At 40.4% G+C, this 14,569-nt stretch carries 15 protein-coding genes; 10 read left to right on the forward strand and 5 right to left on the reverse strand.

Annotated features, from left to right (window positions below; translation table 11 throughout):
- Nucleotides 1-17: 17 nt before the first annotated feature.
- Nucleotides 18-395 (reverse strand): hypothetical protein, encoded by a 378-nt coding sequence (locus tag MHB67_RS06840; RefSeq protein WP_024424734.1) that lies wholly within the window; start codon nt 393-395, stop codon nt 18-20.
- A gap of 516 nt (nt 396-911) precedes the next feature.
- On the opposite strand from MHB67_RS06840, the gene MHB67_RS06845 reads away from it, so the two are divergent.
- The 8 genes from MHB67_RS06845 to lepB all read left to right on the forward strand — a co-directional run bounded on the left by MHB67_RS06845 (nt 912) and on the right by lepB (nt 9,202).
- Nucleotides 912-1,550: a YIP1 family protein gene (locus MHB67_RS06845; protein ID WP_342492868.1), complete on the forward strand. Its 639-nt coding sequence runs from the start codon at nt 912-914 to the stop codon at nt 1,548-1,550.
- Complete coding sequence (locus tag MHB67_RS06850) at nt 1,547-2,653, forward strand: efflux RND transporter periplasmic adaptor subunit (protein WP_073205021.1); 1,107 nt, start codon at nt 1,547-1,549, stop codon at nt 2,651-2,653. The genes MHB67_RS06845 and MHB67_RS06850 overlap by 4 nt, the downstream gene beginning before the upstream one ends.
- A complete protein-coding gene (locus MHB67_RS06855; RefSeq protein WP_024424737.1) occupies nt 2,650-3,351 on the forward strand; it encodes an ABC transporter ATP-binding protein in 702 nt (233 codons plus the stop codon). Before MHB67_RS06850 ends, MHB67_RS06855 begins: the two co-directional genes overlap by 4 nt.
- The gene (locus MHB67_RS06860) at nt 3,338-4,531 is read left to right on the forward strand and encodes an ABC transporter permease (protein WP_133743866.1); all 1,194 of its coding nucleotides are present in this window, start codon (nt 3,338-3,340) and stop codon (nt 4,529-4,531) included. The genes MHB67_RS06855 and MHB67_RS06860 overlap by 14 nt, the downstream gene beginning before the upstream one ends.
- Nucleotides 4,532-4,848: 317 nt before the next feature.
- The gene (locus MHB67_RS06865) at nt 4,849-5,604 is read left to right on the forward strand and encodes a DeoR/GlpR family DNA-binding transcription regulator (protein WP_024424739.1); all 756 of its coding nucleotides are present in this window, start codon (nt 4,849-4,851) and stop codon (nt 5,602-5,604) included.
- Nucleotides 5,601-6,512, forward strand: a complete 912-nt coding sequence (pfkB, locus tag MHB67_RS06870) for a 1-phosphofructokinase (protein WP_025092362.1) — start codon at nt 5,601-5,603, stop codon at nt 6,510-6,512. Before MHB67_RS06865 ends, pfkB begins: the two co-directional genes overlap by 4 nt.
- 13 nt (nt 6,513-6,525) lie before the next feature.
- On the forward strand, nt 6,526-8,418 hold the full coding sequence (locus MHB67_RS06875) for a PTS fructose transporter subunit IIABC (protein ID WP_024424741.1): 1,893 nt from the start codon (nt 6,526-6,528) through the stop codon (nt 8,416-8,418).
- Nucleotides 8,419-8,629: 211 nt separating this feature from the next.
- A complete protein-coding gene (gene lepB, locus MHB67_RS06880) occupies nt 8,630-9,202 on the forward strand; it encodes a signal peptidase I (protein ID WP_029706712.1) in 573 nt (190 codons plus the stop codon).
- 63 nt (nt 9,203-9,265) lie between these two features.
- Here lepB and MHB67_RS06885 read toward each other — a convergent pair whose 3' ends face one another.
- On the reverse strand, nt 9,266-9,541 hold the full coding sequence (locus MHB67_RS06885; protein WP_024424743.1) for a hypothetical protein: 276 nt from the start codon (nt 9,539-9,541) through the stop codon (nt 9,266-9,268).
- Nucleotides 9,542-9,684: 143 nt separating this feature from the next.
- On the opposite strand from MHB67_RS06885, the gene MHB67_RS06890 reads away from it, so the two are divergent.
- The gene (locus MHB67_RS06890; RefSeq protein ID WP_024426884.1) at nt 9,685-11,304 is read left to right on the forward strand and encodes an ATP-binding cassette domain-containing protein; all 1,620 of its coding nucleotides are present in this window, start codon (nt 9,685-9,687) and stop codon (nt 11,302-11,304) included.
- A gap of 34 nt (nt 11,305-11,338) precedes the next feature.
- Here the strand turns inward: MHB67_RS06890 and MHB67_RS06895 are convergent, their stop codons facing one another.
- The 3 genes from MHB67_RS06895 to mreBH form a co-directional block, all read right to left on the reverse strand.
- Nucleotides 11,339-12,571, reverse strand: a complete 1,233-nt coding sequence (locus tag MHB67_RS06895) for an aminopeptidase (protein WP_024424744.1) — start codon at nt 12,569-12,571, stop codon at nt 11,339-11,341.
- A gap of 107 nt (nt 12,572-12,678) precedes the next feature.
- Complete coding sequence (locus MHB67_RS06900) at nt 12,679-12,810, reverse strand: protein YkpC (protein ID WP_003210922.1); 132 nt, start codon at nt 12,808-12,810, stop codon at nt 12,679-12,681.
- A 74-nt stretch (nt 12,811-12,884) separates the two neighbouring features.
- Nucleotides 12,885-13,892: a rod-share determining protein MreBH gene (gene mreBH, locus MHB67_RS06905; protein WP_024424745.1), complete on the reverse strand. Its 1,008-nt coding sequence runs from the start codon at nt 13,890-13,892 to the stop codon at nt 12,885-12,887.
- Between the two features lie 276 nt (nt 13,893-14,168).
- On the opposite strand from mreBH, the gene MHB67_RS06910 reads away from it, so the two are divergent.
- On the forward strand, nt 14,169-14,447 hold the full coding sequence (locus MHB67_RS06910; RefSeq protein ID WP_024424746.1) for an AbrB/MazE/SpoVT family DNA-binding domain-containing protein: 279 nt from the start codon (nt 14,169-14,171) through the stop codon (nt 14,445-14,447).
- The last annotated feature ends 122 nt before the right edge of the window (nt 14,448-14,569 follow it).

The raw sequence follows: 14,569 nt of genomic DNA on the forward strand, positions 1-14,569 counted from the left end.
CGGCTGTAACCAATTTTTTATGTGTGAAAAGTTTGTAGAGGTGCTTGGGTGTGATCTTCGTAAATAAAACATCCCCTTCTTGCTTTAGAAATGTGAGGATCGAGCTGCTGAATGAGATCATACAATTCGCTGATTCGTCTCACATTGAAATCTGTTTGAGCTTGAAGCTGTTCCTTTAATTCTTTTGTGCTCACAATGCTTCCCTTTTTCTCTTTAATAATATCTACACATCTTGCAGCGTAGTATATTTTGTCGTTAGAAGGTCTGCTTTCTTTCATATCAAGTAATTTGAGCTCATGATAAATCGATTCTCTTTCCTTTCGAAAGTATTGCCATGCTTCTTGTTCCTTTTCATACAGTAAAATCAATTGCATTTTCAATTTTTCTCTTAACATTCACTTGACTCCATTTCCACTATCATTTAACCTACCTCTATTTTACATTATATGAAAAAATAACTTTTGATCAAGTAAAATCCCTTTATTTTTAATTTTTTAATATGAAAGTATTGATACTAAAGACTTATTTGTTCTGTAAAAGAAACCATTCATAGTCCTATAAAGCCGGGATTTGCCGAAATTACTAGGATTATTTTAACAAAAAATTGTTGTGTCTATGTAAGACCATGCGAATCCAAAAGAAAAGGATATTTATTCCGAAAGACATATTGTTTACTTAATAAAATGTTTTTAAGTCAGTAAAAGCACGATTCTTGATATGAATATGGTCGGATCATGAGGTCATTTGAAGGATTTCATTCGTGAAAATAGAATAATAGATAAAATTTTTTCTCAACGAAAATAAGAAAATTAAATGATTGATCACTTATTGGCAATCTTTTGATAAAATAGAAAGAAAAAGAGCGTCTTGTGCGTTTGCATACTTGCTTGACATAGAGAGGATGAGATTTGATGAAAGAAAACATGCAAAAACCTACGATCATTGGAGTGAGCACAAGACCATCAGAGCACCTGAAAAGAGTATGGGAACATCCAGTTGTTTGGTGGCCTTTATCTTGTGTGCTTATTTTAACAGTCGTTGTGACTTATTTGTCTGAGCACGTAAATAAGGGAATGTGGGCAGATTTAAGTTTGCCGGTACCTGTTGTTTATGTGGTGACGCTCATTGGCCTGGTATTTGGCATTGTCATCAATGCAGCTATATATAAGTTCATCGTATTTTTAGCGAAAGGTGATGCATCATTTCGGCAGCTGTTTTCAGCGGTCCTGTTCATTACGCCCGTTACGATCATTGGAACGATTATTTCTCATTTGGCAGTCATCCTTTTTCATGTTCCAAAAGACATCACGGTTACCTCGTTAAACGCGCTCATTCGAATTTCTGGTCCATGGCAGGCGGTGTTAGCCAATATCGATCTTTTTGTGATCTGGAATCTTGTTTTAACAGGCTTTTTATTCATTCGAGTTGGGCGTATATCACCGAGAATTTCTTGGGTGATTATAGGCGTTTTTTATATCTTATCGTTAATTTTTCAATATATAGGAACAACAATTAACATATCAGTAACTGGGGGTAGAAGGTTTTTATGAGAAAGAAAATCATCATCGGATCTATTTTAATTATTGTGATTGGACTATTTATTGGATTTAATATTGCGAAAAACCAAGCAAAGCCTGCTTCTACAGCAGCGATTAAAACAGTCAAACTCACGCCGAAAGAAATCACATCTACGGTGATGACACCCGGGACACTTTCGTTCTCTGAAGAGCAGTTCATCTATGAAGAAGAGGAAAAGGGGAAATTGAAGGGAATTGCTGTGAAAGAAGGGGAAAAGGTAAAGGCTGGTACGCCGCTTCTTACATATGAAAACAAGGAACTGGAGCTTGAGGAGCAGCAGCAAGCACTAGCGGCTGAGTCAAGTACATTAAAACTGGAACAATTGCAAAAAAGGCTGAGTGAATTAGATGAGAAAAAAGCAGGCGGATCTGACGCTAATGCTAAAAGCGAGCGAGATCAGCTTCAATTAGAACTGAAAGCGGCTGAATTAGAACAAAAGCAAGCAGAGATCAGCCAAGAAAAAGTAAAGGCGCAAATAGAAGATTTAACCGTACATAGTAAAATTGATGGAACGGTCATTTCCATTGAGCAAGAGGCCGGGGCAGGGGGACCGGAAGAAAGACAGCCGATCATCCATATTGGTCATGAGAAAAAAATGATTGTGCGGGGTTTGATCTCAGAGTATGATGCCATCAAAATCAAAAAGAAACAAAAAGTGAAGGTAACATCTGATGTTATTCGCGGGAAGAGCTGGCAAGGAGTCGTGAAAAAAGTGGGCGCTGTTCCTGTCCAGACTACAGCCGAAACAACTTCGAGCGATCAAACGGTTCAATATCCTGTTGAAGTTGAAATAAAGGGAAAGAAACCTGAGGCGAAGCCTGGTTTTAAAATGATCATGGAAATTGAAACAGATAAGCGCCAAGCGCAAACGATTCCTGAAACAGCGGTAAAAAAAGAGACTGATGGACAATACGTTTATGTTGTTCGAAAAAATGTACTGAAAAAAGTAAAAGTGGTCATAGGGGAAACGTCAGGTCATGATCTTGAAGTGACAAAAGGTGTCAAGGCAGAGGATCAAATCATTGCTCATATAGCAGATGATATGTATGACGGAATGGAAGTGGATGCTGAATGATTCAGCTTTCCAACGTAACAAAAAGCTATGAGGTCGCACACGAAACATTTGATGTATTAAGTGACATGAATCTTGTCATTGAAAAAGGCGAGTATATGTCCATTATGGGCCCGTCCGGCTCTGGAAAGTCAACATTAATGAATATTATTGGCTGTTTAGACCGCCCGACGACAGGACAATATCATTTTCAAGGTACAGAGCTGTCAGCAGCAAAGGATCAAGAGCTTGCGGTCATTCGAAATCAATCCATTGGATTTGTTTTTCAGCAATTTCACCTCCTACCAAGGTTAAATGCGAGGCGCAATGTTGAACTGCCAATGATTTATGCTGGGATCAGTCAAAAGGAAAGAAAAGAACGTGCGGAATTGGCGCTTGAAAAGGTTGGTTTGGCAGATCGAATGAAACATATGCCAAGTGAGTTGTCAGGAGGACAAAAGCAAAGGGTGGCCATTGCACGAGCGATTGTCAATATGCCTCAGCTTATTTTAGCAGATGAACCGACTGGTGCGCTCGACTCAAAAACAAGCATGTCAATTATGGAACAGTTTACACAGCTGAATGAGGAAGGGACAACGATTGTGCTTGTCACCCATGAAGAAGAAATAGCTGCGTATACAAACCGTACGGTCGTTGTGAGAGATGGACGGCTTGTTGAAGATAGATGGATACAAGGGGACGCTATGAATGAAACTCTTTGAAAATATCAAAATAGCGCTGAATTCGGTTTTAGCTCATAAATTACGTTCCATTTTAACGATGCTTGGGATTATTATTGGTGTTGGATCAGTCATTGCAGTCGTGGCGATCGGTCAAGGCGGTGAGCAAATTTTAAAAGGATCGATTTCAGGTCCAAACAATACCATTGATATGACATATACGCCTTCTGACGAAGAGTTAAATGCAAATCCAAATGCCTTATTCGAAGCCTCATTTACTGAGGAAGACATAAAAAGCATTAGGACAATCCATGGGGTGAAGCAGGTCGCCTCCTCGACTGCACAAGGAATGCAGCTGAGATTTCAAGATACGACAGTTGATGCGACAGTTAACGGCATAAATGAGGGGTATACGGATGTACATTCATTACAAATCGCAGAAGGACAGAGTTTAAGAGATATTGACTTTAGAAGCGGCAGAAGAGCTGCCCTCATCTCGGATGGCTTACAAAAAGAACTATTCAATGGACAAAAGGCATTAGGTGAACTGATTTGGATGAACGGACAGCCAGTTGAAGTCATCGGTGTGTTAGCAAAACAGAAAGGGATGTTTTCATTTGATATGAATGAAATATATGTCCCATTTGCGATGCTCACCTCCACATTTGGTATGAATGAATATGATAAGTTGTCTATTCAAGCCGCACATGCGGATCAAATGAAGGAAGTAGGAAAGAGCGCGGCTGCCATACTAAATGAAAATCATCATACAGAAGATGCTTACGAAATGATCAATATGGAAGAAATCGCAGAGGGGATCGGTCAAATAACGTCCGTTATGACAACGATCATTGGCTCAATAGCCGGAATCTCTTTACTTGTCGGCGGCATCGGTGTGATGAATATTATGCTCGTTTCTGTGACAGAGAGGACAAGAGAAATCGGTATTCGAAAGGCGATGGGCGCAACAAGGGCGCAAATTCTCGTTCAGTTTTTAATTGAGTCTGTCGTTTTAACACTCATCGGCGGGCTGATGGGAATTGCACTTGGTTTAGGCGGCGCTTCGCTAGTATCACTATTTGCCGGCTGGCCGTCTCTCGTATCTTGGCAAGTGGTTTGTGGAGGCGTACTGTTTAGTATGCTCATTGGTATTGTTTTTGGGTTAATTCCTGCGAATAAAGCAGCGAGACTAGACCCTATTGAATCGCTCAGGTATGAATAATTCGGAGAAGAAAAAAGCATACAAATGGTATACATTCGCCTTCATTACACATCAAAAGCTTTTATGCAAATCGCATAAAAGCTTTTTTAGTTCCATTGAATGAAATAAAAAATGATAGAAATGCTAATATCATGACTTTCATCTTAATGTCACATATTTTTCAGTTTACAAATGGTACATATAAAGGTAAGATGACCATGGTGAATGATTTTGATAGTTATTGAATGTATTTGATTGTTTTGTATTGATAATGTTGAAAAAAGCGATTACAATAAAGGTGCGCGCAAAATGAATACGTTTTCAAAAGGGGTGTTCTCATGTTAACACCGGAAAGACATCAACTCATTATCGACAGCTTAGAAGAAAATGATGTCATTAAAATACAGGACTTAACGATGATGACGGATGCGTCTGAATCTACAATTAGAAGAGATTTATCAGCCCTTGAAGAAAAAGGATTTCTTAAAAGGGTTCATGGAGGAGCAGCCAAGATTTCGAGTATTCGTCTTGAACCAGATGTATTTGAGAAATCTGCCAAAAACCTTCAAGAAAAGTCATTGGTAGCAGAGGCAGCGGCATCTCTTTTAAAACAGGGCGACTGTATTTATTTAGATGCAGGTACAACCACACAGCAAATGATTGAATATATCGATCCAGATCAAGATATTGTTGTGGTGACAAACGGTGTGATGCACATTGAAGCACTTATGAGAAAAGGCATTACTTTTTACTTGATAGGAGGATCAGTGAAACATCGAACAGGAGCCATGGTGGGAGCCGCAGCTTTGACAGCGATGGAAAATTATCGTTTTGACAAAAGCTTTGTTGGGACAAACGGCATTCATCCCGAGGCGGGTTTTACAACCCCTGATCCAGAGGAAGCACTCATGAAAAAAAGAGCCATGAAACAGGCGAAAAAAACCTATATCTTATCAGATGCCTCGAAGTTTGGCGAAATATCGTTTTCAGCCTTTGCTAGTTTACAGGAAGCCACCATTATCACAAACGATGCAAAAGAGGATTCATTCGATAATTACCATGAAAAAACGGTTATAAAGGTAGTGAAAACATGATTTATACAGTTACTTTAAACCCATCAGTTGATTACATCGTACACGTGGAGGATTTTGCAGTCGGCGGTTTAAATCGTTCAACCTATGATCAAAAATATCCAGGTGGTAAAGGAATCAATGTCTCAAGGCTATTAAAACGTCACGGTGTTGAATCAAAAGCACTTGGATTCATTGGTGGATTTACAGGCAAATATATTCAAGATTTTTTACAGAACGAACAATTACAAACAGCCTTTCACGAGGTGTCAGAAGATACAAGAATTAATGTGAAACTAAAAACAGGTGAAGAGACAGAAATCAACGGACTCGGCCCATCTATTACTGAAGCGCAATTTGAGTCGTTTCTATCTCAATTTTCTTCATTGACTGAAGGAGATGTCGTGGTTTTAGCTGGCAGCATTCCTTCTTCATTACCTCATAACACATATGAGCGCATTGCTGAAGTTTGCAGAGAGCAAGGTGTAAGAGTTGTTCTTGATATTTCTGGCGAAGCGTTAAAAAAAGCAGCAGACATGAAACCGTTCTTAATGAAGCCAAATCATCATGAACTGGGTGAAATGTTTGAGACGAGTATTTCATCAGCAGAAGAAGCAATTCCTTATGGGAAAAAGCTGTTAGAACAAGGTGCTGAACATGTCATCGTCTCTATGGCTGGAGATGGCGCCCTTTTATTCAGTAAAGAAGGAATCTATCAGTCCAATGTTCCAAAGGGAACGCTCGTTAATTCAGTTGGAGCAGGAGATTCAGTCGTTGCAGGGTTTTTAGCCGGCGTTTCAAAAGGCCTTTCAATTGAAGATTCATTTAAGCTTGGTGTTACTTCAGGAAGCGCTACAGCCTTTTCTGAGGAGCTTGGCACAAAAGAGCTTGTTGACACACTATTACCACAAGTAAAAGTCACACGCATTTAAAGGAGGAGTCATCATGAAAATTACAGAACTACTCACGAAGCATACCATTAAGCTTCAATTAGACAGCCAGCAGAAAGAAGCAGTCATTGAAGAGCTGGTCACTGTTTTAGATACAGCAGGCAAGTTAAATGATAAAGAGGGCTACAAAGAAGCTGTGATCAATCGTGAAAAACAGAGCTCTACTGGTATTGGCGAAGGAATTGCCATCCCGCACGCTAAAACAGCAAGTGTAAAAGAGCCTGCCATTGCATTTGGCCGCTCAACTGCTGGTGTTGATTATGAATCACTGGACGCGCAGCCGAGTCATCTTGTCTTTATGATTGCCGCAACTGAAGGCGCAAACAACACGCACTTAGAGGCACTTTCTCGTTTATCCACACTTCTTATGCGTGAAGAAATTCGAAAGCAGCTCCTTGAAGCGGCGACTGAAGATGAAATCATTGAGATCATCAATACACATGATCAAGATGATGAAGAAGAAGAGGAAGTTCAAGAGGAGCCGGCTGCAGAAGGAAAACCTGCTAAAATTTTAGCGGTAACAGCCTGCCCGACAGGCATTGCCCATACATTTATGGCAGCAGATGCTTTGAAAGAAAAAGCAAAAGAAATGGGCGTTGACATTAAAGTTGAAACAAACGGATCTGGCGGTATTAAACATGCCCTTACAGCAAAAGAAATTGAAGAAGCACCAGCCATCATTGTGGCAGCGGACAAGCAAGTAGAGATGGAACGCTTTAAAGGCAAGCATGTCATTGAAGTCCCTGTAACAGCTGGTATTCGCCGTCCACAGGAATTAATTGAAAAAGCAATCAATCAAGATGCGCCGATTTATAAAGGTTCAGGCGGCAGTTCTTCTAAAGAGGAAAATGAATCATCTGGCAAAGGAAGAAGCGGATTTTACAAGCACTTAATGAGTGGTGTAAGTAACATGCTTCCATTTGTTGTCGGAGGCGGTATCCTTGTTGCGATTTCATTCTTCTGGGGCATTAACTCAGCAGATCCTAAGGACCCTTCATTTAATTCATTTGCAGCTGTCTTAAAAGGAATTGGCGGCGATAATGCGCTTGCCTTAATCGTTGCGGTATTAGCTGGATTTATTGCCATGAGTATTGCAGATCGTCCAGGTTTTGCGCCAGGTATGGTCGGTGGTTTTATGGCGTCAGCAGCAGGTGCAGGGTTCTTAGGCGGATTGATTGCTGGTTTCCTAGCAGGTTACATTGTTGTGCTGCTCAAAAAAGTATTCACATTCGTACCACAGACACTCGATGGGATTAAACCGGTTCTGCTGTATCCATTGTTCGGTATTTTCTTCACAGGCATTATCATGCATTATATTGTCAACACACCAGTGAAAATGGTGATGGACGGATTAACACATTGGCTTGAATCATTAGGTACGGGAAACCTTGTCTTAATGGGTATTATTTTAGCTGGTATGATGGCAATTGATATGGGAGGCCCAATTAACAAAGCGGCTTACACATTTGGTCTTGCGATGATTGCTGCTGGCAACTATGCACCGCATGCTGCGATTATGGCAGGCGGAATGGTTCCACCACTAGGTATTGCACTTGCAACAACGATCTTTAGAAATAAGTTTTCAAAACGTGACCGTGAAGCAGGGATTACATGTTACTTCATGGGAGCTGCCTTCATCACGGAAGGAGCGATCCCGTTTGCGGCGGCAGATCCTCTTCGTGTGATTCCTTCAGCTGTTATTGGTGCAGCAGTTGCTGGCGGATTAACGGAATTCTTCAGAGTGACGCTTCCTGCACCGCATGGCGGACTATTTGTTTTCTGGGTAACAAATCATCCAGTTCTTTATATCATCAGCATCTTAATCGGTGCCGTTGTGACAGCGATTTTACTGGGTATTTTGAAAAAACCAGTCAGACAAGAAGCGTAATGCAGAAGAGAAGCATCGTGTAAAACGGTGCTTCTTTTTGTTTAATTATCAGTGAATTAGGAAAAAATATCTAATTAGATGGTTGTCTTGTGAATTTTTAATTGACATATGATAAAGTAAAGTTATTCAATTCACGTTTCAAGTCTTTTAGCAGAAAGTCTTAGGAGGAAGCAGTATTTTGAACGAAGAAAACAAACAAAACGAAAATGACATTCAATCTGATGCGAAGCAAGCCAAAACAGAGAAGAAAAGTTCACTGTTTGAATGGATCAAAGCCATTTTAATCGCACTTGCGCTCGTCTTGCTCATCCGTACGTTTATATTTGAACCGTATGTGGTGGAAGGAGAGTCAATGGAACCGACACTTCATGACGGGGAAAAGCTGTTTGTCAACAAAACCATTAACTATCTCGGTGGTGTGAAACGCGGTGACATCGTGATTATTAATGGAAAAGATGGTCAGAAGATTCATTATGTCAAACGATTAATCGGCCTTCCAGGTGATACGATTGAAATGAAGGATGATACGCTTTACATTAATGGAAAAAAAGTAGATGAGCCTTATTTAAAAGAGAACAAGGCGCATGCGAAAGAGTATGAAGTGCATTTAACTGGAGATTTTGGTCCAGTAAAAGTACCGAAAAACGATTACTTTGTGATGGGGGACAACAGATTAAATTCCATGGACAGCCGAAATGGACTTGGCCTCATTGAAAAGGATCGGGTTGTCGGGACATCAGAATTTGTTTTCTTCCCATTTGGCGATATTCGACAGACAAAATAAAAGCACCTTCTCATGGGCAAGAGAAAGGTACTTGAACGAGCGACCCTTACAGAAGGGTCGTTTTTAATTTGGTGTGAGCACCGTCACAATGATCACAATCGCAAGAACAGAAGCGAACACAGATCCGGTAATGGCTAAAACGGATCGAAACAATCCGATCTTTTGGTTTTCTTTTCCCCGCTTTTGTAAAAAGCGTTTGGAAAAGATGTGAACCAGTGTGTAAATGAGGACAAGCCCAATATAAAGGCCAAAGTCCCTCGCATTAAAGCCTGTTGCAGATAAATAAATGCCCATAAAGAAAATCAATAAACAGTATTCCATCAGTGTGAGTAATCTCAAATCGCCCGAACTCCTTCAATCAATCATTCCCGTTTATTATATCATAATAGACAAAAAGCCTTCGTTCTTAGCGAGAGACGTTTCTATCAAACGTTATTCATGTTATACTTCATAATGATGAATGAGTGATGGAGGATTAATAAATGATTGCAGTAAATAATGTTAGTTTGCGCTTTGCTGATCGTAAACTATTTGAAGAAGTAAATATTAAATTCACTCCTGGCAACTGTTACGGATTAATTGGTGCCAATGGAGCTGGTAAATCAACGTTCCTAAAAATTCTTTCTGGCGAAATTGAGCCTCAAACGGGCGATGTTCATATGAGTCCTGGTGAGCGTTTAGCGATTTTAAAACAGAACCACTTTGAATACGAAGAGTTTGAAGTGCTAAAAGTCGTCATCATGGGTCACAAACGTCTATATGATGTGATGCAGGAGAAAGATGCGATCTATATGAAACCTGATTTCTCAGATGAAGATGGGATTCGTGCAGCAGAACTTGAAGGTGAATTTGCTGAATTAAACGGTTGGGAAGCTGAAAGTGAAGCAGCGATCCTATTAAAGGGTCTTGGCATTCCAGAAAGCCTTCAATCGAAGAAAATGTCTGAGCTTGGCGGTTCTGAAAAGGTAAAAGTACTTTTAGCTCAAGCTTTATTTGGCAAGCCTGACGTTCTGCTTCTCGATGAGCCGACGAACCACTTGGACTTACAAGCAATCCAGTGGCTCGAAGAGTTCCTCATTAACTTTGAAAATACCGTCATCGTCGTTTCGCATGATCGTCATTTCTTAAATAAAGTATGTACACATATTGCGGATCTTGATTTCGGAAAAATCCAAGTATACGTCGGTAACTATGATTTTTGGTATGAGTCCAGCCAGTTAGCGCTGAAACTAAGCCAAGAAGCAAATAAGAAAAAAGAAGAACAAATTAAGCAGCTTCAAGAATTCGTTGCCCGGTTTAGTGCGAACGCTTCTAAATCCAAGCAAGCGACATCAAGAAAGAAATTGCTTGATAAAATCTCTTTAGATGACATTAAGCCTTCTTCACGTAAATATCCGTATGTTCATTTTGCACCAGAGCGCGAAATCGGAAATGATGTCCTTCAAGTAGAAGGTCTATCAAAAACAATTGACGGTGTAAAAGTACTGGATAATGTCAGCTTTATTATGAACCGCGAAGATAAAATTGCGTTCTTAAGCCGTAATGAGCTTGCTGTGTCCACATTATTTAAAATCCTTGCTGGTGAAATGGAGCCAGACAGCGGATCATTTAAATGGGGCGTCACAACGTCACAAGCCTTTTTCCCGAAAGATAATAGTGAATACTTTGAAGGGAATGACGTTGATCTCGTTGATTGGCTTCGTCAATATTCTCCGAATGATCAAAGCGAAAGCTTCCTGCGTGGTTTCTTAGGACGTATGCTTTTCTCTGGGGAAGAAGTGAAGAAAAAAGCAAGTGTTTTATCAGGAGGAGAAAAGGTTCGTTGTATGTTATCAAAAATGATGCTGTCAGGAGCGAATATTTTGCTGCTGGATGAGCCAACGAACCACTTAGACCTAGAATCCATTACAGCGTTGAATAACGGTCTCATGAGCTTTAAAGGAGCCATGCTCTTCTCATCTCATGACCATCAGTTTGTTGAAACAGTTGCAAACCGGATTATCGAAGTGACGCCAAATGGCATCGTCGATAAACAAACAACATATGATGAGTTTTTATCAGATCAAGACATCCAAAAAAGACTTGAAGAGCTTTACGCATAAATAAAAAAGACATCCATTGGATGTCTTTTTTTGATTAAATCGCCCAGTTTCCATTTCGGAAGATCGGTTCGCGTTTCCCGTCTTTTGTGATTCCGTCAATATTCATTTCCTTTGAACCAATCATAAAATCAACGTGTGTAATACTGCTGTTCACACCCGCAGCATCCAATTCCTCTCGTTTCATTTCTTTTCCGCCTTCGATATTAAACGCATATCCGCTGCCGATGGCAAGGTGATTTGATGCATTTTCATCGTAAAGTGTATTGTAATAAAGAATATTTGAGTTAGAAATTGGTGAATCATCTGGTACGAGGGCAACCTCACCTAGATAATGAGAGCCTTCATCTGTTTCAACGAGAGATTTTAAAATATCTTCGCCTTCTTTTGCTTTCACATCCACAATCCGGCCATTTTCAAAGGTTAATGAAAACTCATCAATGATGTTTCCAGCATAGCTGAGCGGCTTTGTGCTTGAGACTGTCCCGTTTACACCGTCTTTTTTCGGTACGGTAAAGACTTCTTCTGTCGGCATGTTGGCCATGAACGAAACGCCGCGTTCACTTACGCTGCCAGCACCTACCCAAATATGCTGCTCTGGAAGCTCGATCGTTAAGTCTGTGCCCGGTGCTTCATAATGAAGCTTGTGGTAGTGGCGTTCATTGAGTATTTTGACCTTTTCGTTTAATGACGCATCGTGCTTTTTCCAAGCCTCTACTGGATCTGCTTGATCAGCGCGTGCGACTTTAAAGATTTGATCCCACAATAACGTGACAGCTTCTTCATCTGTATGATCAGGGAAAATCTTTTTCGCCCATTCTTTTGATGCAGCACCTACGACTGTCCAAGCGACTTTGTCAGATTGAACGTATTGACGATATGTATGTAGTGCTGAACCAGCAGCTTTTTGCTGTGCAGCGATTTTTTTCGAATCAATGCCTCGCAAAAGGTCAGGGCTTTCTGACAGGATGGTAATAAAAGCGCCTCCGCGTTTTGCGATGGTTTCCATCATCTGTGCTTCCCATTCAGGGAATTGCTCAAATACATCTTGCGGTGCATGTTCATACTTTAAACGGGTGAGAACACCATCACTCCAGCGGATATGTACGTTTTTCGCCCCGCGCTCATACGCGTGTTTTGCTACAAGACGAACAAGATGTGCAGATTCAGTAAATGCGGATACAACGACTTCCTGCCCCTTTTGTACGTTCACACCGACTTCAACGATGGTCTTCGCATATTGATCTAGTTGTTTTTCAAATGAACTCATAAAAACCCCTCCTTTAGTCATGTTCATCATATCAGATTTATGACCGAAAAGGAAAATGGGGAGCCCGTTTAAAGCCAAAATAAAAAAGCCGCTTTCGTGCGGCTTTTTTAGCGGTTCAGTTGTTTCACAGGCTGTGCATTAGAAGGCGGCATATGTGAAAACGACAGGCTCATTCCTCCTAAAATAATACCCGTTAAAATGACTGTGACAACGACCCGTTTACCTAAATCAAGCAACATGTTCTTCCTCCTTCACGTTTATCCATTTCTCACGATATGATCGAAATGACAAAAAAAGAAGTAGAACAAGAAGATTATTTTAAAGTTTTTTGCAATTTGTCGATCACTTCTAATGAACGACCTGTTCCAATTGCAACAGATTCAAGGGGATTGGCTGCAATATGGACTGGAACAACAATCTCTTGAGAAAGCCATTCTTGTATTCCATTTAAAAGAGCGCCTCCGCCAGTTAAAATGACGCCGCGGTCTACAATATCTCCGCTTAGCTCTGGAGGGCTGTCCTCTAATGTGGCACGGATCGCTTCTAAAATATGAAGAAGTGATTCACGCATGGCGCCTTGAATTTCATGAGAGACAAGTGTGATCGTTTTTGGCAGACCTGTCACAAGATCGCGCCCGCGCACTTCTAATGATTCAGGCTCATGCTCAATGAGACCATACCCAATTTCCATTTTCACCTGCTCGGCAGTCCGTTCACCGATTAATAGGTTATATTTCTTTCTGACAAACGTAATGATATCTTCATCCAGCTGATCGCCGCCAATTCGGATCGAATGACAAGAGACAACGCCGCCAAATGAAATGATTGCAACTTCTGTTGTTCCGCCGCCAATATCGACTACAACGTTCGCAACAGGCTCGTCTACCGGAAGATCAGCACCGATTGCAGCTGCAACAGGTTCTTCAATTAAATGCACATGTTTTGCTCCGCAGTTTTTCACAGCATCGCTGATCGCGCGGCGCTCAACAGCTGTTGAACCAGATGGTGTACATACAACGACAGTTGGCTTTCTGAAAGTAAACCCGATATTTTTTCCTGCTTTTTTCATGATTTGTTTAAGTAAATCTGTTGTCATATCATAATCAGCGATGACACCGTCTTTCATCGGACGGATCGCAACAATTTTCCCAGGTGTTTTCCCGATCATTTCTTTCGCTTCTGATCCGACGGCAAGTACAGTCTTTGTTTCTGTATCAACTGCTACGACGGACGGTTCATTTAAAATAATTCCCTTATTTTTACTATAAACCAATATGTTAGCTGTTCCTAAATCAATTCCAATTTCGGCATTTTGAAACATGTTTTCACCCAATCTCTATTTTTGCTGTTTTAAACAATTTTACATTTAAAAGTTCAGAGGGTTGATGTCATTTGTGGGGGTTTGTGATCACCTTGAAATGAATCTGTAAAATTCAAGTATCATTTTGACAATCACAATAAATTTTCCCTTTGTTTTTTCTTTTATGAAAAAAATTTTTATAGAGGAGAAACCTTTTAAGAATCTCTTACGTCTACGATATATCAATTGGTGAAAAACAGATTGATCTTGAGCTAATGAAAGAAAGAGGGAACGAAATTGAAATCTATCGGAGTCGTAAGAAAAGTAGACGAACTAGGGCGTATTGTGATGCCAATCGAATTGAGAAGAGCACTTGATATCGCTATTAAAGACAGTATGGAATTTTTTATAGATGGAGATAAAATCGTCTTGAAAAAATATCAGCCAGAGGGCGTTTGTCTCATGACTGGTGAGATTACATCAGAGAACCATGAATATGGAAATGGTCAAATTACATTAAGCGCTGAAGGCGCAGAACTGCTGTTAAAAGAGCTGCAAGAAGCTCTTCAGAAGTAATCAAAATAGCCTGCTCTCTTCCTTTGTGCTGAGAACAGGCTATTTTTTCTTTAAAAAAGTTCCTTAAAAATGCCCCATCTCCCTCAAAAAATAAGTGGAAAATGGTACAATTGACAAAGAAT

This window comes from Bacillus sp. FSL H8-0516, assembly GCF_038635285.1.
GTDB lineage: Bacteria > Bacillota > Bacilli > Bacillales > Bacillaceae > Bacillus > Bacillus safensis.